Origin of the sequence: Amycolatopsis sulphurea (assembly GCF_002564045.1) — a bacterium.
Classification (GTDB): Bacteria; Actinomycetota; Actinomycetes; order Mycobacteriales; family Pseudonocardiaceae; genus Amycolatopsis; species Amycolatopsis sulphurea.
Window position 1 is genome coordinate 2,797,320 of sequence record NZ_PDJK01000002.1, and the last position, 19,276, is coordinate 2,816,595.

General features: G+C 69.4%; 17 protein-coding genes. 15 read left to right on the top strand and 2 right to left on the bottom strand.

Features of this window, described 5'->3' with window-relative positions; all coding sequences use genetic code 11:
- Positions 1–134 precede the first annotated feature (134 nt).
- Positions 135–2,243, top strand: a complete 2,109-nt coding sequence (locus ATK36_RS18810; RefSeq protein ID WP_098512741.1) for a DNA polymerase III subunit gamma and tau — start codon at positions 135–137, stop codon at positions 2,241–2,243.
- Positions 2,244–2,333: 90 nt separating this feature from the next.
- Here the strand turns inward: ATK36_RS18810 and ATK36_RS18815 are convergent, their stop codons facing one another.
- The gene (locus ATK36_RS18815; RefSeq protein ID WP_245914890.1) at positions 2,334–3,176 is read right to left on the bottom strand and encodes an N-acetylmuramoyl-L-alanine amidase; all 843 of its coding nucleotides are present in this window, start codon (positions 3,174–3,176) and stop codon (positions 2,334–2,336) included.
- A 97-nt stretch (positions 3,177–3,273) separates the two neighbouring features.
- Here ATK36_RS18815 and ATK36_RS18820 point away from each other — a divergent pair, with 97 nt between their 5' ends.
- Both ATK36_RS18820 and recR read left to right on the top strand, forming a co-directional pair.
- A complete protein-coding gene (locus ATK36_RS18820; protein ID WP_098512743.1) occupies positions 3,274–3,636 on the top strand; it encodes a YbaB/EbfC family nucleoid-associated protein in 363 nt (120 codons plus the stop codon).
- A 3-nt stretch (positions 3,637–3,639) separates the two neighbouring features.
- Positions 3,640–4,236 (top strand): recombination mediator RecR, encoded by a 597-nt coding sequence (gene recR / locus ATK36_RS18825; RefSeq protein ID WP_098512744.1) that lies wholly within the window; start codon positions 3,640–3,642, stop codon positions 4,234–4,236.
- 57 nt (positions 4,237–4,293) lie between these two features.
- Here the strand turns inward: recR and ATK36_RS18830 are convergent, their stop codons facing one another.
- Positions 4,294–5,391, bottom strand: coding sequence for a UDP-N-acetylglucosamine 2-epimerase (locus ATK36_RS18830; RefSeq protein WP_098512745.1), 1,098 nt, complete (start codon positions 5,389–5,391; stop codon positions 4,294–4,296).
- An 83-nt stretch (positions 5,392–5,474) separates the two neighbouring features.
- Between ATK36_RS18830 and ATK36_RS18835 the strand changes: the two genes are divergently transcribed.
- The 12 genes from ATK36_RS18835 to ATK36_RS18895 all read left to right on the top strand — a co-directional run bounded on the left by ATK36_RS18835 (position 5,475) and on the right by ATK36_RS18895 (position 19,262).
- Positions 5,475–6,500 (top strand): glycosyltransferase family 2 protein, encoded by a 1,026-nt coding sequence (locus tag ATK36_RS18835; protein WP_098512746.1) that lies wholly within the window; start codon positions 5,475–5,477, stop codon positions 6,498–6,500.
- A complete protein-coding gene (locus ATK36_RS18840; protein ID WP_098512747.1) occupies positions 6,497–7,807 on the top strand; it encodes a polysaccharide biosynthesis protein in 1,311 nt (436 codons plus the stop codon). Before ATK36_RS18835 ends, ATK36_RS18840 begins: the two co-directional genes overlap by 4 nt.
- 72 nt (positions 7,808–7,879) lie before the next feature.
- A complete protein-coding gene (locus ATK36_RS18845; protein ID WP_098512748.1) occupies positions 7,880–9,850 on the top strand; it encodes a DUF6541 family protein in 1,971 nt (656 codons plus the stop codon).
- Positions 9,851–9,910: 60 nt separating this feature from the next.
- Positions 9,911–10,615, top strand: coding sequence for a glycosyltransferase family 2 protein (locus ATK36_RS18850; protein ID WP_098514996.1), 705 nt, complete (start codon positions 9,911–9,913; stop codon positions 10,613–10,615).
- A gap of 12 nt (positions 10,616–10,627) precedes the next feature.
- Positions 10,628–11,065: a DUF2304 domain-containing protein gene (locus ATK36_RS18855; protein ID WP_098512749.1), complete on the top strand. Its 438-nt coding sequence runs from the start codon at positions 10,628–10,630 to the stop codon at positions 11,063–11,065.
- 29 nt (positions 11,066–11,094) lie between these two features.
- Positions 11,095–11,610: a uridine kinase family protein gene (locus ATK36_RS18860; protein WP_425427409.1), complete on the top strand. Its 516-nt coding sequence runs from the start codon at positions 11,095–11,097 to the stop codon at positions 11,608–11,610.
- Between the two features lie 331 nt (positions 11,611–11,941).
- Positions 11,942–12,088: a hypothetical protein gene (locus ATK36_RS32335; protein ID WP_170069801.1), complete on the top strand. Its 147-nt coding sequence runs from the start codon at positions 11,942–11,944 to the stop codon at positions 12,086–12,088.
- A 1,328-nt stretch (positions 12,089–13,416) separates the two neighbouring features.
- A complete protein-coding gene (locus ATK36_RS18875) occupies positions 13,417–15,093 on the top strand; it encodes an ABC transporter substrate-binding protein (protein ID WP_170069802.1) in 1,677 nt (558 codons plus the stop codon).
- 100 nt (positions 15,094–15,193) lie between these two features.
- A complete protein-coding gene (locus tag ATK36_RS18880; RefSeq protein ID WP_098512753.1) occupies positions 15,194–16,195 on the top strand; it encodes an ABC transporter permease in 1,002 nt (333 codons plus the stop codon).
- A complete protein-coding gene (locus ATK36_RS18885) occupies positions 16,192–17,127 on the top strand; it encodes an ABC transporter permease (protein WP_098512754.1) in 936 nt (311 codons plus the stop codon). The genes ATK36_RS18880 and ATK36_RS18885 overlap by 4 nt, the downstream gene beginning before the upstream one ends.
- A gap of 6 nt (positions 17,128–17,133) precedes the next feature.
- Positions 17,134–18,129 (top strand): ABC transporter ATP-binding protein, encoded by a 996-nt coding sequence (locus ATK36_RS18890; RefSeq protein WP_098512755.1) that lies wholly within the window; start codon positions 17,134–17,136, stop codon positions 18,127–18,129.
- Complete coding sequence (locus ATK36_RS18895; protein ID WP_098512756.1) at positions 18,126–19,262, top strand: ABC transporter ATP-binding protein; 1,137 nt, start codon at positions 18,126–18,128, stop codon at positions 19,260–19,262. Before ATK36_RS18890 ends, ATK36_RS18895 begins: the two co-directional genes overlap by 4 nt.
- Positions 19,263–19,276 lie beyond the last annotated feature (14 nt).

Consider the following 19,276-nt stretch of genomic DNA (forward strand, 5'->3'; position numbering starts at 1 on the left):
CGGGTGTTGCCCTGGACGGGGACCACTCGACGGCCGTGCGCGGCCGGAACGGGCGTGGCTCAACCGGCGTCCTTTCCCTGGATCACGGACAGAGCCTACGACGGCCGCGGTGTACGTCACGGTAGTCTCGGCCCGTGGCTCTAGCGCTGTACCGGAAGTACCGTCCGGCGACCTTCGCCGAGGTTGTCGGCCAGGAGCATGTGACCGACCCGCTGCGCGTTGCGCTGGCTGCCGGGCGCATCAACCATGCGTACCTGTTCTCCGGGCCACGCGGCTGCGGCAAGACATCCAGCGCGCGCATCATGGCGCGCTCGCTGAACTGCGTCGAAGGTCCGACGCCCGACCCGTGCGGCAAGTGCAACTCATGCCTCGCGCTGGCGCCCGAAGGGCCGGGCAGCGTCGACGTGACCGAACTCGACGCGGCCAGCCACGGTGGCGTCGACGACGCTCGCGAGCTGCGTGACAAGGCGTTCTACGCGCCGGCCGAATCGCGCTATCGGGTGTTCATCATCGACGAAGCGCACATGGTCACCACGCAGGGTTTCAACGCCCTGCTGAAGATCGTCGAAGAGCCGCCAGAGCACCTGATCTTCATCTTCGCCACGACCGAGCCGGACAAGGTGCTCACCACCATCCGCTCGCGTACGCACCACTACCCCTTCCGGCTGATCCCGCCGAGTTCGATGCGCGAACTGCTGGAGCGCAATGTCGCAGCCGAAGGCGCCACAGTGGAGCCCGCTGTGTACCCCCTGGTGATCCGTGCCGGTGGCGGTTCTGCGCGCGACACCCAGTCGGTGCTGGACCAGCTGCTGGCCGGGTCCGGTCCGGATGGCGTCACGTACGGGCGCGCCGTCGCGTTGCTCGGCGTCACCGACGTCGCGCTCATCGACGACATGGTCGACGCGCTGTCCGCCGAGGACTCCGCGACCGTGTTCGCCACCGTGGAGAAGCTCGCCGAGGCGGGCCATGACCCACGGCGGTTCGCCACCGACCTGCTCGACCGGCTGCGTGATCTCGTGCTGATGCGCTCGGTGCCGGAGGCCGGCGAGCGCGGGCTGGTGTCCGCCCCGGCCGAGGAACTGGCCCGGATGAGCGCGCAGGCCGAGCGGATCGGGCTGGGCACGCTGTCCCGCTACGCCGACATCGTCCACAATGGACTTCTGGAGATGCGGGGCGCCACCTCGCCCCGGCTGGTGCTCGAACTGCTTTGCGCGCGCATGCTGCTGCCCTCGGTGACCGAGGCGGAGAAAGCGTTGCTGGCCAGGATCGAACGGCTCGAACGCCGCGCGGTGGTCGCCACCGGTGGCGGCGAGGCGGGCGTCGAACCGCCGGTGCGCGCGTTCCAGCGGCCCTCGCAGCGGACCGCGGCGCCCGAGGCCCCGGCGGAGGCCCGTCCGGCGCGACCCGAGCCCGCCCCGGAGCGGCCTGCCCCCGCCGCGGAGCGACCCGCACCTACTCCAGAGCGGCCTGCACCGGCTGCGGAACGGCCCGCGCCCGCCGCGGAGCAGCGGCCGCCCGCCGAGCCCGCGAGCCCCGCACCGGCAGCGGCGGCCCGACCTGCTCAATCAGCTCCGTCACGTCCGGCGGAACCACCGCGTCCGGCCGAATCGGCGTCCCCGGCGGAGGAAAGCGCACCCGCGGCCGGTGAGGTCGACGAGGCGGGCATCCGCGCCATCTGGCCGCAACTGCTGGCCGCGCTGCGCAAGTTCACCGGCGGCCGCAGCCTGGAGGCAATGCTCACCCAGGCGACCGTGGCCGAGGTGAGCGGTTCGACCGTCACGCTCACGCACAAATCCGAGCCACTCTCCCGGCGGCTGAACGACCACGACAACGCCCGCAAGATCGCCGCCGCGCTCGCCGACGTGCTGCCCGGCGAATGGCAGGTCCGCTGCGTGCACGGGGCTGTGCCCGCCGCCCAGCCGCGGGCCGCCGCGCCCCGGCCGCAGCAGCAGGCACCGGCCCCGGAACGGTCCTTCACCCGGCCGTCGTCCGCGGCCCCGCCGGCGCCCGCGCCCGCCGCGGCACCCCCGCCGCCCGCGCCCGCGGCCCCTGTCCCGCCGGCCAAACCCCGGGTCACGACGACCGAGCCGGACATCCCGCTGCCGCCCGAACCGTCGGACGAGGACGACGACCTCTACTCCGAGGACTCCAGCCCGGTGCCTCCGCCCCCGCCGGAGGCGGACCCGGAGGTGCTGGCCCGCAAGCTGCTTTCCGATCACCTCGGCGCGCGCCCACTGGACTGAGTCGGACGCCTCGCCGCGCCAAGTCCGTGAAGGGGCCCTTCACGGACTCAGAGTCCGTGAAGGGCCCCTTCACAGCAAACCGGCAGCCCGCTACGAAGCGCCGAGATAGGACTCGATCGCCTGGGTGATCGCCTCGGCGTACTTGCCGCGTCCGGATGCCGAGGACATCTGCGCGGCTTCCTCGGCGTTGCGCATGTTCCCGCATTCGACCAGCACCGCCGGGCGGGTGGACAGGTTGAGCCCGGCCAGATCCGAGCGTGCGGAAAGCCCGGCGGAACCGATATAGGTCGAGGTGGCGAACCCGGCGCCCTGCAGCGTGTCGCGCACCGTGCGGGCCAGCTTCAACGACGGCTCGCCCTGCGCGGCGTTCAACGGCGGTGCGGAATAGGCCACGTGGAAGCCGTGCGCGCTCGCCGAGGTCGAGCCGTCCGCGTGAATCGAGACCACCGCGTCGGCCTCGGCTTCGTTGCCGATCTCCGCCCGCTTGTCCACGCAGGGTCCGGCGCCGGTGTCGTCGGAACGCGTGTAGACCACCTTGATTCCCTTGGCGGCCAGCGCTTTTCCGACTTCCTGCGCGACCGCGAAGGTGAACGCGTGCTCGGGGTAACCGGCGTTGGTCGAGGTGCCGGTGGTGTTGCACGGCTTGGTCTGACCCCGCCCGGCGGGCACTTTCCGGTTGATCTCCTGGGGATTCCACGCGTTGCCGCCGTTGTGCCCCGGATCGAGCACGACCACCTTCCCGGCACTCGCCGGCGGGGCTGCCGGCTGCGAGGAGGTGGTCGTGACCGGCGGCGGAGCCGGAGCCGAGCTCTGCACGGCCACCGGTGAAGAGGACGGCGCCGCGGGCAGGGCGGCCTCGCTCCCGCCGGAACACGCGGTGAGCAGTGCCAGACCGGTCAGCAACGGGAGCGGGTTCGCACGCACGGCGACCACGGTGCCACAGCGCCCGCATGCCGCCCGGACGGACGCGCCGGACGCGCGGCTACGCTGGGGGAGCAACACCCTACAGGCGGAAGGACCGAGTGCGATCATGGTGCAACCCGGAGGCGGCGGCTTCGACCTGTCGCAGATCATGCAGCAGGCCCAGCAAATGCAGCAGAAGCTGGTGGAGGCGCAGGCGGAACTCGCGAGCACCGAGGTCACCGGCACCGCGGGCGGCGGGCTGGTCACCGCGACGGTGTCCGGCGACAGCCAGCTCAAGGGTCTCGTCATCGACCCGAAGGTGGTCGACCCCGAGGACGTGGAGACCCTGTCCGACCTGGTGGTCGCGGCGGTCCGGGACGCCTCGGCCAACGCGCAGAAGCTCACCGAGCAGAAGCTCGGCCCGCTGGCGGGCGGCCTCGGCGGCGGGGGCGGCATGCCGGATCTCGGCAGCCTCGGGTTCGGCGGCTGAATTGTGTACGAGGGTGTCGTCCAGGATCTGATCGACGAACTCGGGCGGCTGCCCGGGGTCGGTCCCAAGAGTGCCCAGCGGATCGCGTTTCACCTGCTGGCCACCGACCCCGCGGACATCGCCCGGCTGCAGGACGTGCTGGGCAAGGTCAAGGAAGGCGTGCAGTTCTGCGAGATCTGCGGCAATGTCGCCGAACAGCGGACCTGCCGGATCTGCCGCGACGAACGGCGCGATCTCACCGTGATCTGCGTGGTCGAGGAGCCCAAGGACGTGCTGGCGGTGGAGCGCACGCGTGAGTTCAAGGGCCGCTACCACGTGCTCGGCGGCGCGCTGGACCCGTTGTCCGGGATCGGGCCGGAGCAGCTGCGCATGCGTGAGCTGCTGAAGCGGATCGGCGAGGCCGACATCAGCGAGATCATCATCGCCACCGACCCGAACACCGAGGGCGAGGCGACGGCCACCTACCTGGTCCGCATGCTGCGCGATTTCCCCGGCCTGTCGGTCACCCGGCTGGCCTCGGGCCTGCCGATGGGCGGCGACCTGGAATTCGCCGACGAGCTGACCCTCGGCCGCGCGCTGTCCGGCCGGCGCGCGCTGTAACTGCTGTGAAGGGGCCCTTCACGGACTCAGAGTCCGTGAAGGGCCCCTTCACAGCTTTCAGCAATAACCCAGCTGTGCCAGCGAGTCCACGATGATCTCGGACGGGTGGTACTTGTCCATCCAGGACTCCCCGCGCCGATTCCGGTACGTGTCCAGGAAGTTCTGCAGCTTGTCCCCGCGCATCTCGGTGAGCACCACCGTTTCGCCGAGGTGCTGCGGGGTTTCGGTGCGCTCGCGGTGCACCGCGCAGGGCAGGCCGAGGTAGTAGCACTCCGCGGACAGTCCGCCCGAGTCGGTGACCACGTACTCCGCGCGCGCGACCAGCGGCAGGAACTTCAGGTACCGCATCTTCGGCTGCGCGATGAACTTGTCGTCGAACAGGTGGTCCAGGCCCAGCGCGCGGATCTTCTCCCGCTCCGGTGCGCCCGCCATGTACAGGATCGGCATCTGCCTGCTCTGCTCGCGCAGGATCTCCAGCGCCTCACGGTACTTGTCCGCGCGGGAGACCAGCTCGAAGCGGTGCAGCGTGGCGAGCCCGAAGCGCTCCGGCAGGTTCGGCACGTCCAGCGGCTGGTTGATGGCCAGGCGCATCGCGTCGATGGCGGTGTTCGCCTCGGTGTCCACGACGACGCCGCGGGCGTTGCGCAGGTTGTTCACCTCACGCGCGCTCGGCGCGAAGTGCATGTCCACGACCTTGGCCGCGATCTTGCGGTTCAGCTCCTCCGGCAGCGGCGAGAGGATGCTGCCCGACCGCGCGCCCGCCTCGATGTGCCCGACCCGCGCCTTCAGGATCCGCTTTCCGATCAGGGAGCCGTACGGCGTGGTGAACGTGTCGCCGTGCACCAGCACCAGCGGGGGACGGCCGTCCTCGGTGAGCGCGGCCCGCAGTTCGCCGCGGCGGCCCCACGCGGTGCGCAGTACCTGCGCCGCCCAGCCGGGCACCTGCGCGGGGGACTCCAGGTTGTGCGCCTTCTCCTCGGGGACGAGCCACACGTCGGGCGCGGGCAGCTTGAGGTCGGCCAGCACGTCGGCCACCTCGTCCACGTGCTGTGCGGTGAACCAGATCTTCGGCCGCAGGCCGCGCTCGGCGATCCCGTGGTAGACCGGGGCGATCTTGATCAGTTCCGCAGTAGTGCCGAGAATGAAGGAAATCACCGGGGGCCCATTTCTGGTCGGTTGCGGTGAGCGCCAGGATACTGGCCACGTCCGGTTCCCCGGCACAGGGTAGCCTCGCCCTCGTGAGTGCCAACCCGCTCCTCCCGTCGCTCAGCGTCGTGATTCCGGTCCACAACGAGCAGGACTGGATCGAACGCAGCGTCGGCGCACTGGTGACCGCCGCCGAGGCCGCCCGCTGGCCCGCGGAGATCGTGGTGGTCGACGACGGCAGTACCGACGGCACCCCGGAAAAGCTCGCCCGGCTGCAGCGCGCACACGGGATCACCGTGCTCACGCAGGCCAACAGCGGCCGGTTCGAGGCCCGCCGCGCCGGGCTCGCCAAGGCTTCCGGCCGTCAGGTGCTGCTGGTGGACAGCCGGGTGATCGTGGACAAGGACACGCTGGTGTTCCTGCGCGACCAGCTCGTCGGGCATCCCGAGCGCACGGTCTGGAACGGGCACATCAACGTCGCTTCCGAGCGCAACCCCTACGCCGGTTTCATGGCCGGGCTGGTCAAGATCCCGTGGCGGCGCTACTGCGCGAATCCGCGGCTGATGTCGTTCGACATCGAGGAATTCGATGTGTTCCCGAAGGGCACGGGATTCTTTTCCGCACCACGCGAAGTTCTCGAACAGGCCAGTGCCGCATTCGAATCGCTGTTCGAGGATTCCCGCTTCGCCAGCGACGACACCGGCGTGCTGCGCTGGATCGCCGAGCGGCACCGGATCTTCCTCGCCCCGCAGTTGTCCGCGACTTATCACGGGCGCGATTCGTTCCGGAAGTTCGCCGCGCAGTCCTACTTCCGCGGCACCACGTTCGTCGATTCCTACCTCGCCTCGCCCGGCCCGGCCCGCAACGGCCTGTTCGCCGCCTTCGGCGTCGGCCTGCTCGGCCTCGGCCTCGCCGCCCGCCGCCCGCGTGCCGCGGTGGCGCTCGCCGCGACCGGTTCCGCCGTCGCCGGCGCCGCGGTGACCCGGTTCGGCGCCACGAAGTCCGAAGCCCGCGCGGTCGCCCTGCTCGCCCCGGTCTTCGGCGCCGGCTTCGGTGCGGGCGCGGTCCGGGGCCTGGTCTTCGCCCTGCGTGCCCGCGCACGCCGGAACGCCCGATGAGCACGCCGGTGACCGCAGAGTCCTCAGGGTCCGCAGAGTCCGCTTTGGCCCGGGAGACCGGTCGTTCGGCCGGGAAGATCGGCATCTCGCTGCTGATCGCGATCGGGCTGGGCTACGTCTTCTCCTTCCTCACCCCCCGGCTGCTCGGTCCGGTGGACAACGCCGTGTTCGCGTCGTTCTGGGGCATCCTGATGGGCCTGGGCAGTGCGCTCTCCCCGCTGGAGCAGGAGCTGTCGCGGCAGTCCGCGGTCGCCGCGGTGGATGGGAAGAAAGCGGGCAAACCGGCCCTGCGTGCGCTCACCGTCGGCGCGATCGGGGTCGCGGTGGTCGCCGCGATCACGCTCGCTGTGCCAGTGCTCAACGAACGGCTGTACGGCGGGCGTCTCGAACTCGGCATCATCACGCTGTGCGGCGGCCTCGCCTTCGCCTGCCAGTTCGCCACCCGCGGGCTGCTGGTGGGGCACAACGCGATCCGCCCCTACTCCGGTCTCGTGATCGCCGAAGCCGCGGTACGCGCGGTGCTGCTGGGGCTGGTGGTGGTCGCCGGGGTGACCGGGATGACGTCGCTGGCGATCGCCGCGGCGGCCGGATCGTTCGCCTGGCTGCTCTTCCTGCGCCCGGCCCGGCGGCTGGTGGATCCGGCCCTGGACGGCGAGGGCTGGCGCCCGGTCTCCTCCCGCATGCTGCTGCTGCTGCTCGGCGCGGGCCTCACCGCGAGCGTGATCACCGGCTACCCGGCGCTGGTCAACCTGCTCGCCCCGGGCGGCGACGAGACGAAAATGGGCGTGCTCTTCGCGACCCTGCAGGTTTCGCGGGTCCCGTTGCTGCTGCTGTCTCCGTTGCAGGCACTCGCGGTGCCCATGGTCGTCCGGTTGTCCGGCTCGGCAGAGGGAGCCCACCGCCTGCGCCGCCTCCTCGCGCTCGGCACGCTCGGCACGCTCGTGGTCGGGGCGGCCGGGACGGTGGCCGGTCTGTTCCTCGGTCCGTGGCTGGTGCACCTGCTCTTCGGCGCGAAGTACGCCGGCGCCGAGGGCTGGTGGGTCGCGGGCATGGTGTGGGGCGCTGTCCTGCTGACCGCGCTGCAGCTGATGACCGCCGTGCTCGTCGCGCGGACGCAGGCGAATCGCGTGCTGGTCACCTGGGCGGTCGTCGCGGTCACGACGGCGCTGGTCCTGACTCTGGTGCCGGGCGATACCGTGTTGCGCGCGGTGCTCGGGCTCGCCGCCGGTCCGACGGCCGGGCTCGTGGTCGCGCTGGGTTTCGTTCTGCGGAGGCCAGGCAACGTGCCGGCCCGTTCGGGCGTCTGAGTAGGGTGCATCCGGGTCGATCCGCCGAAACGGTCGGTGTGGTGTACCGGTAAGGGTTGGACAGCGAATCCGATGAATGTAGTACTGATCTTGCTCGCCTTCTGGCTGCCTGGCGTCGTCTTCGGCGCCGCGGCCGGTCTTCGCGGCTGGACGCTGGCCGCGTCGGGGCCGGTGCTCAGCTTCGGGATCGTCGCGCTGGGCGTGCCGGTTCTCGGCGGCCTCGGCGTCCGCTGGGAGCTGCTGAACGTGGCACTGTGGACGGTGGTGCTGTCCGCGGTCGCCTTCGCGCTCGCGTTCGTGGTGCGCCGGTTCACCGCGCGCCGGCACGGCGACTGGACCGAGGGAGAGCCCTCCACGGACCGTTCGGTGCGCGGTCAGGTGCTGATCGGGCTCGGCGTGCTCGTCGGGCTCGGCGTGGGCACCGCGACCTTCCTGCGCGGCGTCCACTCGGTCGACCGGGTGCAGCAGGGCTGGGACGCGCCGTTCCACGCCAACCTGGTGCGCTGGATCGCCGAGCACGGGGACGCGCGTCCGTCCACTGTGGGCACCATCGCGAACCTGCCGAACCAGACGGACTACTTCTACCCCGACACCTACCACGCACTGCTCGCGCTCGTGTTCGGCAAGGGCGGCCTCACCATGATGCCGACGCTGAACTTCGCGGCGCTCGCGGTGATCCTCTGCGTGCCGCTCGGCGTCGCCGCGATGTGTCACGCCTGGCGCATGCCCGCCCTCGGGACGGCCGCCGCAGCCGCGGTCTCCACCTGGTTCACCGCATTCCCGTACGACTCGCTGTGGCGCGGTCCGCTGTGGCCGTACGTGGCGGGTGTGGCGATGATCCCGGCGATGCTGGCGATCGCGCGTCACTTGCTGCGGCCGCGGGGAATCGCCGGTCCGGTCGCGATCGGCGTCGGCGTCGCCGGCCTCACCGGCCTGCACACCAGCATCGTTTTCGTCATCGCGGTCTACTTCCTCCTGATTCTGCTCGCGGTGGTGTTCCGCTTCGAGAAGATCGAGTGGCGGCGTAGTGCGCCTTCGCTGATTGCCACCGTTGTGCTCGCGGCCGTGCTCGGCATACCGCTCGTACTGCCCTCGCTCTACAACGCAGGCGGCGTGACCAGCGCGTACTGGGCCTCGGAGGCCACGGTCTCCGGTGGGCTCGGCGAGACCCTCACCTTCTCCCCGATGGCGGCGTTCCCGCAGTGGTGGATTGGCGTACCCGCGCTGATCGGCGTCGTACTGATGGTGCGACAGCGGCGGATGCTGTGGATGTTCGCCGCGTACGTGGTATTTGGCGGGCTCTTCGCGGCGACAGTCTCCCTGGAGACGCCGCTGATTCACACGCTCACCGGCATCTTCTACAACGACCACTGGCGGATAGCGGCGCTCGTACCGCTGTCCGGTGCCGTCGCCTTCGGCGTGTTCACCGAGACGACCGCCGGCTGGCTGGCCCGTAAGGTGCAGCCACGCCTGAAGCTGCAGCCGGTCACGGTCACCCTGCTCGCGGCGGTGCTCATCGGCGTGGTCGTGACCGGGCTGAGCCGTGGCGCCTATCTGGGCCGCAACTCCTCGACTCTCGGCATCAACTACGGCGCGGACGGGCCTGCTGTGTCGAAGGACGAGATCGCCGCCTACGACTGGCTGGCCAAACACACCGAGCCGGGTGAGCGCGTGATGAACGACAAGTCCGACGGTTCGGTGTGGATGTATGCGCTCGCCGGGGTTACGCCGGTCGAGTGGACCTACTACGGTGCCCCGCCGGACACCAAGGCCGGCTTCCTGGGCCTGTGGCTGGACGAGATCGACAAGTACCCGCAGGTCCGCAAGGACCTCACCGAACTGCACGTGCGTTACGTGGTGCAGGGCAAGGGCAGGGTCACCGCGGACGCGAAGCCCTCGATCGGAGTATCCAAGCTCACCGCGGGCCCGGATTTCCAGGTCGCGTTCGAGAACGCCGGGGCCACCATTTACCGGATCAAGGGCCAGGAAGACGTGGTCGCGGCCGGCGCCGCCGCCGGGTCGACCGGCCCTCACGGGCAGTGAGAAGATAGAGTGATCGCCGTGTCCACTACCCCTGTGAGCACCCGGAAAGTCCTCATCGTGATGCCGGCGCTGAATGAACAGGCCAGCGTCGGGTCGGTGCTCGCCGAGGTCAGGCGGGTGCTGCCGGAGATCGACATCCTGGTGGTCGACGACGGTTCGCAGGATCAGACCGCCCGGATCGCCAGAGAGGCGGGCGCCGAAGTGGCCCGCCTGGCGGTGAACCTCGGCGTCGGCGGGGCGATGCGCACCGGCTTCCGCTATGCCGCCGCCCGCGACTACGACGTGGTGATCCAGGTCGACGCGGACGGGCAGCACGATCCGGAAGAGGTCGCCGCACTGCTGTCGGCCCTCGACGCGGGCGCCGACATCGCGATCGGCTCCCGGTTCGCGGGCAAGGGCGCCTATCGGGCGGTCGGCCCGCGCAAGTACGCGATGGTCGCGCTCTCCCTGGTGTTCTCCCGGCTGGCCCGGCACAAGCTCACCGACGTCACCTCCGGGTTCAAGGCGATGGGCCCGCAGGCGATCAAGCTTTTTGCCGCCTACTACCCGGCGGAGTACCTCGGCGACACGGTGGAGGGGCTCGTGCTGGCGATCCGGGCGAAGCTGACCATCTCCGAGGTCCCGGTGCTGATGCGCGAGCGTGCCGGGGGCACACCCAGCCACTCGCCGGTGAAGTCGGCGGTGTATCTCGGCCGAGCCGGGCTGGCACTGCTGCTGGCGCTGATGCGCCGGCGTCCGTCCGTCGATTCCTCCGACGCAGCGTAAGGGGCCCCGCACATGCTCGGCTGGCAGATTCTCAGCATCGTCGTCGCGTGCCTGGTGCTGTTCGTCGTCCTGGAGATGATGCGGCGGCGGAAGCTGCGCGAGAAGTACGCGGGCGTGTGGCTCGTGCTCGCGCTGGGCGTGGTGGTGCTCGCGGTGATCCCGCAGGCCGCGTCGTTCATGGCGAAGATCACGGGCGTGCAGACCCCGTCGAACTTCGTGTTCCTGCTGGCCGGCGTGGTGCTGGCACTGGTCTCGCTGCACCTGTCCACCGAGGTCGGCCACCTTGAGGAAGAGGTGCGGACGTCGGTGGAGGAGATCGCGCTGCTGCGCTGCGAGCTGGAGGACGGCAAACGCGCGCTGGAAGCCCGCATCGCCGAACTCGAAGCCCGCACGTCGGCTCCGGACAACGTCAACGGGCTGCCTGAAGTGAGCCACGCACGCGTTCGCTGATCCGGGCGCTGTTCGCCGCCCCTCCTCGCCTGGGCGACGTCCGGGTCCTCGCCATCGACGGCCCGTCCGGTGCCGGTAAGTCTACTTCCGCACGTGCGGTGCTGGCCGCCCTAGGCGCCCGCACTGCGATGGTGTCCACCGATGCCTTCGCCACCTGGGACGATCCGGTGTCCTGGTGGCCCCGGTTGGAGCAGGGCGTGCTGGCCCCGCTGGCCACCGGCCGCCCCGGCTCGTACCGGGAGACGGATTGGGTCGACGGCTCGCCTCGCCCTGGCCGCCTCGTTCCGGTCGATGTTCCCGAGGTGCTGATCCTGGAAGGCGTCTCAAGCGGCCGGCGCGCTGTCCGCTCCCGCCTGTCGTGCCTGTGCTGGATCGATGGCGGCAGCGAAGCCGCCCGCCTGACCCGCACCGTCACCCGCGACGGCGAACACTCCCGCCTCGACCTCCACCGCTGGCAACTCTTCGAACGCGGCTGGTTCCCGGTAGATGGCACCCGAGCTGCCGCGGACATCCGCCTACCGCATGCCTTGAACACCCCCAGATGATCAAGCAATCCCGAATCGCCTGAGCCGGACACGTGCACTCGACGGCCCAGCTTTCGGGGATGGGCTGGCGATGGGATGCCGGTACATGGTCTTCGCCTCTCGATGGACCCTGTTGAAGCTGGCACATATGGTCTGAACATCTCGATCCCCAAGATCGCGACGCGTTCACATGACCCGAACATCTCGATGAGAGGTGCGAGAGGAGCCCGCGTCTGGTCACTGTCAGTGATTTTTGTGCAGGTGGCCCGCTGGTCGCGGTGATCGCGGGTGACAGCTGAGCGAGGCGGAGGTGAGAATCGCCGGTGAGTCAGCTGATGGAGGTGTCGAGGGTGTGCTGGCAGCTGCTCAGCGCACGAGCGTGCGGGCGCTTGTCGACCATGTGGCCGGCTGGGGCGAGGTCGGTTGGGCATGGTCCGGCGTGCCCAGCGCATATGGTCTGGACATCGCCCTGTCCCGGCCACGAGCGCTGGTGGTCTGAACATTGCTCCGGCTTGAACTCGTTGCGACCGGACATCGCCCAGCCTTCGGTTCGGGTGGTCCGGACACCTCTGGCCCGGAGCTCGGGTGGTCTGGACACACCCTCAGCCCCAGGGTGTCGGCAAAGTCGGTGTGGAGGTCCCTGAAGTGGCCCTTCCCCCACCCGAGTGCACAGGGTCCCGGCAAAGTTGGTCGAGGGCCCGTGATCAGCAGAGTGAGCCGTGGCTGCCCGATCGGTTTCGGGTCCGTGAAGGTGCCCTTGACGGACTCAGAGTCCGTGAAGGGGCCCTTCACAGCCCCCTCCGCAGCTGCGCAGGGCCCTCCACACCGACTTTGCCGACACCCTGGACGCTGAGTCTGTGAAGGGGCCCTTCACAGCCCCCTCCGCAGCTGCGCAGGGCCCTCCACACCGACTCTGCCGACACCCTGGGACGCTGAGTCTGTGAAGGGGCCCTTCACGGACCTGAAACCGGTCCGGCGCACGCCACGAGGTGGTCGCACACACCTCAGCATCGCCCGCTGCCGGGTCCCCGACCAACTTTGCCGGAACCCTGCCGGAGCTCGGGTGGTCTGGACACACCTTCAGCCCCGAGTTCGGCTGGCCGGGGGACCTCTCCTGTCTCGATCTCGTGCAGTCGGGGACCCTCGGGGTTTCGAGTGGTCTGGACATCGCCGGTCGCGACGGGCTCATCGCCGGCGAGGTCCGGATCACCTGACGCCCCATGCGATATGGGAGGCTGGACACCGCCTGGTACTTCTCCCCGCCCACCGCGCCCGGATGCCGCCCGTCGTCCCGGCGGCATAGGACGTGGGCATCGACCAATTCGTGCCAGGCACGGCACGAATGGTCCGAACAATGGCCACATCACCTCCTCGGGCACATGGTCCGGACATCGCCGAGACCACATGGTCCGAACATCTCAGCACCCGGAGCCGACCCCGCCCATGGTCTGAACCTCGTCCCATCGACCGGCACCGGTCCGCAGCCAGGCCACGACCGGACTGTTCCAGACCACCTCGCCCGAGCGTCGGAACCCCGCCGGGATCGTCACGTTGTGTCCGAACCGCCCCCGCCACGACGCGTCCGAAATGATCCATTCGTGCGACCACTCCAGCACTCTTTGTGCCAAACCTGCCGATTTGACTACACGCAGTGGAGATTTGCCAACACAGTGCGGGCATTCCCGGTTGTGTGTAGCGCGATCGTGACCTCACGTACTTAAGCGCGGGCCGACTTCCCGCTAGTGTCGGCGAGCACACCGACCTGTGATCAGCTCGATCGGCGGGTGCGGTGCCTTTCACCACCGAACATCTTCCAAGGGGTGCCACATGCAGCAATTGCGGCTGACCCGAACACGTCGTGCGGCCCTCGCCGGGCTCGCCGGGGTGGTCGCGGTCTCGCTGTCCGCGTGCGCGGAGTCCAAGCGTGACGAGGCCGGGGGTGGCGGCTCCGGCGGCACCATGGTCTTCGGCAACACCGGCAACCCGAAGATGTTCGATCCGACCTTCACCGACGAAGGCGAGACGTACCGCATCACCCGCCAGATGCTGGACACCCTCGTCCAGAACAAGCCGGGCACGGCCGACCTCGAGCCCTCGCTGGCCACCAAGTGGGAGCCCAGCAACGACGGGAAGACCTGGACCTTCACCCTCAAACAGGGGGTCAAGTTCAGCGACGGCACGCCCTTCAACGCGGACGCGGTCTGCTACAACTTCGACCGCTGGTTCAAGATGAGCGGCGCCGCCGCCCAGAGCCAGATGATCTACTACGCCGACGTCTTCGGTGGCTTCGCGAAGAACGAGGGGTCCGCAACCGGCGACCCGGTGTACAAGAACTGCGAAGCGAAGGACCCGAACACCGCGGTGCTCAACCTGAACAAGGCCAAGGGCGCGTTCCCGGCCGCGTTCACGTTGCCCGCACTGTCCATCCAGAGCCCGTCCGCGCTGAAGCAGTTCGGCGCGGACAAGGTCACCCAGTCCGGCGATTCGTTCACCTACAGCGAGTATGCCTACAAGCACGTGACCGGCACCGGCCCGTTCAAGTTCGAGAGCTGGGACCAGGGTAAGGGCGAGATCACGCTGGTGCGCAACGACACCAGCACGATGCCCGCGCCGGCGAAGCTGGACAAGCTGGTCTTCAAGGTGATCCCGGACGAGAACGCCCGCAAGCAGGCGCTCAAGGCCGGCGACATCGACGGCTACGACTTCCCCGCGCCCGCGGACTACGGCCTGCTGCGCAAGGACGGCGACCAGGTGCTGGTCCGCCCCTCGTTCAACGTGCTGTACCTGGGCATCAACCAGTCCGGCAACCCGAAGCTCAAGGATCCCCGGGTGCGCCAGGCGCTGGCCTACGGCATCAACCGCGAGCAGTTCGTGAAGTCCAAGCTGGCCGAGGGTTCCGAGGTGGCCACCGAGTTCGTGCCGAAAGCCATCTCCGGCTACACCGACGACGTGACCAAGTACCCGTACGACCCGGAGAAGGCCAAGGACCTGCTCAAGCAGGCCGGCGCGAGCGACCTGTCGCTGAAGTTCTACTACCCGACCGAGGTCACCCGGCCCTACCTGCCGAACCCGGCGGACACCTTCACCGCGATCTCGCAGGACCTGAAGAACATCGGGATCACCATCCAGCCGGTGGCCGAGCCGTGGAACGGCGGCTACAAGGACGACGTCCAGCAGTTCGGCAAGCAGGACATCCACCTGCTCGGCTGGACCGGTGACTACAACGACGCGGGCAACTTCGTCGGGACGTTCTTCGCCCGGGAGAAGAAGGAATTCGGCTTCGCCAACCCCGAGCTGTTCAAGACGCTGGCGCAGGCCGACGCCTCGCCCGCGGGTGACCAGCACGCCAAGGCGTACCAGCAGGCCAACAAGCAGATCATGGACTTCCTGCCGGCCGTCCCGATCGCCTACCCGTCGCCGGCCATCGTGGTCGACGCCAAGATCAAGGGCGTCGTGGCCAGCCCGCTGACCGACGAGCGTTTCAACAACGTCACCACCGGCTGACCTGCTGCACCACCACTGAGCAGCCGGGCCGAAGGGGGCAGGCACCACCGCGCCTGCCTCCTTCGGCCCACGTTCCCGGGCTGTACCCAAAGGACTACTCGTGCTCCGTTTCATCGTGCGCCGGGTGCTACAAGCGATCCCGACGTTGTTGATCCTGTCCATCCTCGTCTTCGCCTGGCTGCGGTCGCTGCCCGGCGGTCCGGCGGCCGCGTTGCTCGGCGACAAGGCCACCCCGGAGAAGATCGCCGACCTGAACCACGTGCTCGGCCTCGACCAGTCGATTTTCCTGCAGTACTTCAAGTTTCTCGGCCGCGCGATCACCGGTGACTTCGGCAGCTCGCTGGTCTCCGGACAACCGGTGATGTCCGAGATCGGCACGTTCCTGCCCGCCACCATCGAACTCGGCCTGTCCGCGATCATCATCGCGGTGGTGCTCGGCATTCCGTTCGGCTACCTGGCCGCGCGGTTCAAGGGCGGCATCGCGGACAACGTGATCATCGTGCTGACCCTGGTCGGCGTCGCGGTGCCGATCTTCTTCCTCGGCTACATCATGCAGGACCTGCTCTCCGCGCCGCTCGGGCTGCCCTCCCAGGGCAGGCAGGCGCCGGGGATCGACGCCACCGCGGTCACCAACTTCGCCGTCCTCGACGGCGTCCTGACCAGCGAGTGGGACGCGGTCTGGGACGCCATCAAGCACCTGGTCCTGCCTGCCTTCGCACTGGCCACGATCCCGCTCGCGGTGATCACCCGGATCACCCGCGCCTCGGTACTGGACGTGTTCAACGAGGACTTCATCCGCACCGCCAATTCCAAGGGCCTGACCGATTCGGTGGTGCGGCAGCGGCATGTGCTGCGCAATGCGCTGCTGCCGGTGGTCACCACGATCGGCCTGCAGACCGGGGCGCTGCTCGGCGGCGCCGTGCTGACCGAGCGGGTGTTCAACTTCCGCGGCCTCGGTTTCCTGCTGGCCGAAGGGATCGAACGACGGGACTATCCGCGGCTGCAGGCGCTGCTGCTGTTCGGCGCGCTGGTCTACGTGGTGGTGAACATGCTCGTCGACATCTCGTACGGGCTGATCGACCCGAGGGTGCGTGTGCGGTGAACACTCTGCTGAACAAGAAAAAGGAACCGATCGACAAGCTCGCCGCGAGTTCGGTGAGTGGGCGGAGCCTCGGCGCCGAGGCGTTCCGCCGGATGCTGCGCAGCCCGGTGGCCATCACCGGTGGCGTGATCACCCTGCTGTTCCTGCTGCTGGCCATTTTCGCGCCGCTGCTCACCCCGAAGGACCCGCAGACGCGGTATCTGCAGGACCAGGTTCAGCTCGGCCGCGGCATCATTCCCGGCGCACAGCCCGGTTTCCCGCTCGGCGTGGACGATTTCGGCCGCGACTTCCTGTCCCGCCTGCTCGTCGGCGCGCAGCAGACGCTGCTGGTCGGGGTGCTGGCCACGGTGATCGGCGTGCTGCTCGGGGTGATCATCGGCGGTATCGCGGGCGCGTTCGGCGGCTGGGTCGACACCGTCCTCATGCGACTGGTCGACGTGCTGCTCGCGTTTCCCTCGCTGCTGCTGGCGATCTCCATCGCGGCGTTGTTCGCGAAGCCGAGCCAGTGGACGGTGATCCTCGCCGTGTCGATCATCGGCGTGCCGATCTTCGCCCGGCTGCTGCGTGGATCCATGCTGGCGCAACGGGAAGCGGACCACGTGCTGGCCGCGACCTCGCTCGGGGTCAAGCGTGGCACGATCGTGTTCCGGCATATGCTGCCCAACTCGCTCGGCCCGGTGATCGTGCAGGCCACGCTGACCCTGGCCACCGCGATCCTGGAGGCCGCCGCACTGTCCTTCCTCGGCCTCGGCGATCCGGACCCGACCCGGGCGGAGTGGGGGCTGATGCTGGGCAACGCCTCGCGCCAGTTCCTCGACATCCGCCCGGAGCTGGCGTATTACCCGGCCGTCGCGATCATCGTGGTGGCGCTCGGGTTCACGCTGCTCGGCGAGTCCCTGCGCGAAGCCCTCGACCCGAAGAACCGGCGGTGAATCCCGATGGCACTCCTTGAAGTCCGCGACCTGGAGGTCGTGTTCCAGCGCAGGGGCGAGCAGCCGTTCACCGCGGTGGACGGCGTCAGCTTCGACGTCGAGCCCGGTCAGACGGTCGGGCTGGTCGGCGAGTCCGGCTGCGGCAAGTCGGTGACCTCGCTGGCGATCATGCGGCTGCTGGCCAAGCGCGGCAACCGGGTCGGCGGCTCGGTCCGGTTCGAGGGCACCGATCTGCTCACCCTGTCCGACCGGCAGATGCGCGATCGCCGTGGCCGTGATCTCGGCATGGTGTTCCAGGACCCGCTGTCCTCGCTGAACCCGGTCATCCCGATCGGGCTGCAGATCACCGAGGTGCTGGAGCGGCACCGGGACCTGCCCCGCAGGAAGGCCCGGATCGAGGCCACCGAACTGCTGGACAAGGTCGGCATCCCGGACCCCTCGCGGCGGCTTTCCGAGTACCCGCACCAGCTTTCCGGCGGGATGCGGCAGCGCGCGCTGATCGCGATCGCGCTGGCCTGTCGTCCGCGGCTGCTCATCGCCGACGAGCCGACCACCGCGCTCGACGTGACCATTCAGGCGCAGATCCTCGCGCTGCTGCGGGAACTGGTGCGTGACACCGGTACCGCGCTGATCATGATCACGCACGATCTCGGCGTGGTGGCCGGGCTGTGCGACGAGGTGAACGTGCTGTACGGCGGCCGGATCGTGGAGCGCAACCAGCGGCACGAGCTGTTCGCGCAGCCGCGGCACCCCTACACGCACGGCCTGCTCGCCTCGATCCCGCGGCTGGACGAGGGACGCGGCGAGAAGCTGGTGCCGATCCGCGGTTCGGTGGCCGACAACATCCCGTGGCAGGGCGGCTGTGCCTTCGCGCCGCGTTGCCCGAACGCCGTGCCGGCCTGCCGGGAGGGTGCCCCGGAACTCGTTCCGGATCGCACCGGCCTGCTGCGCTGCCACAACCCGGTGGAGCCCGTGGTGGCCGCCGGAGGAGGGACCCGATGACGGTGTCGAATCCGCAGACCCCGGCCGCCTCGTCGCCCGCCGGTGAGGTCCTGCTGGAGGTCACCGACCTCAAGGTGCACTTCCCGATCAAGCGCGGGGTGGTCGTCGACCGGACGGTCGGGCACGTGTTCGCGGTGGACGGGGTGGATCTGGCCATCCGGCGCGGCGAGACCTACGGCCTGGTCGGGGAATCCGGCTGTGGCAAGTCCACCCTCGGCCGCGCGATCCTGCGGTTGACCGAGCCGACCGGCGGCCAGGTCGTCTTCGACGGCACGGACGTGGCCCGGCTCAAGGGCGAGCGGCTGCGCCAGGCCCGGCGGCGGATGCAGATGATCTTCCAGGACCCGATGTCCAGTCTCGACCCGCGTCAGTCGGTCGAGTCGATCCTGCTCGAGGGCATGCACGCGCACGGCCTCGACCGGGACAAGGAAGCCACCGGGCGGCGGTTGCGGGAGCTGCTCGCCGCGGTCGGCCTGCCGGAGTCCGCATTGCGGAAGTACCCGCACGAGTTCTCCGGTGGCCAGCGTCAGCGCATCGGCATCGCGCGGGCGCTGGCGGTGGAACCGGACCTGATCGTGGCCGACGAGCCGGTGTCCGCGTTGGACGTTTCGGTGCAGGCGCAGGTGGTGAACCTGCTGGAGGAGCTGCAGCAGGAGCTGGGCCTGACCTACCTGGTGATCGCGCACGATCTGGCCGTGGTGCGGCACATCTCCGACCGGATCGGCGTGATGTATCTCGGCGCGCTGGTCGAGGAGACCGGTTCGGCGGAGCTGTACGAGAACCCGCTGCACCCCTACACACGGGCGCTGCTGTCCGCGATCCCGGTGCCGGATCCGGTGGTCGAGGACAGCCGCGAGCAGATCCTCCTGGCCGGTGACCTGCCGTCCCCGGCCAACCCGCCGAGCGGCTGCCGCTTCCACACCCGGTGCCCGTGGCGGCAGGCCACCCTGTGCGACACCGACCGTCCGCAGCTGCGCGAGATCGGGGACGGGCACCGAGTGGCCTGTCACTACGCCGAGGACGTCCGCGACGGCCTGATCCAGCCGCACAAGGTCGAACCGGAGCTGGTCGAAGCTTCGGTGAACCCGGACGCCGCCGCGCCGGATGTGGGGTCGGTGACCGAGATCCTCTGACGCCGGGTGGGGAG

Bases quoted from the DNA above. Each gene is read 5' to 3' on its own strand.
- ATK36_RS18850 (WP_098514996.1), top strand. From the start codon at position 9,911: ATGCCGGCGCTGAATGAACAGGCCAGCGTCGGGTCGGTGCTCGCCGAG.
- ATK36_RS18890 (WP_098512755.1), top strand. From the start codon at position 17,134: ATGGCACTCCTTGAAGTCCGCGACCTGGAGGTCGTGTTCCAGCGCAGG.
- ATK36_RS18845 (WP_098512748.1), top strand. From the start codon at position 7,880: ATGAATGTAGTACTGATCTTGCTCGCCTTCTGGCTGCCTGGCGTCGTC.
- ATK36_RS18855 (WP_098512749.1), top strand. From the start codon at position 10,628: ATGCTCGGCTGGCAGATTCTCAGCATCGTCGTCGCGTGCCTGGTGCTG.
- ATK36_RS18840 (WP_098512747.1), top strand. From the start codon at position 6,497: ATGAGCACGCCGGTGACCGCAGAGTCCTCAGGGTCCGCAGAGTCCGCT.
- ATK36_RS18820 (WP_098512743.1), top strand. From the start codon at position 3,274: ATGGTGCAACCCGGAGGCGGCGGCTTCGACCTGTCGCAGATCATGCAG.
- ATK36_RS18895 (WP_098512756.1), top strand. From the start codon at position 18,126: ATGACGGTGTCGAATCCGCAGACCCCGGCCGCCTCGTCGCCCGCCGGT.
- ATK36_RS18875 (WP_170069802.1), top strand. From the start codon at position 13,417: ATGCAGCAATTGCGGCTGACCCGAACACGTCGTGCGGCCCTCGCCGGG.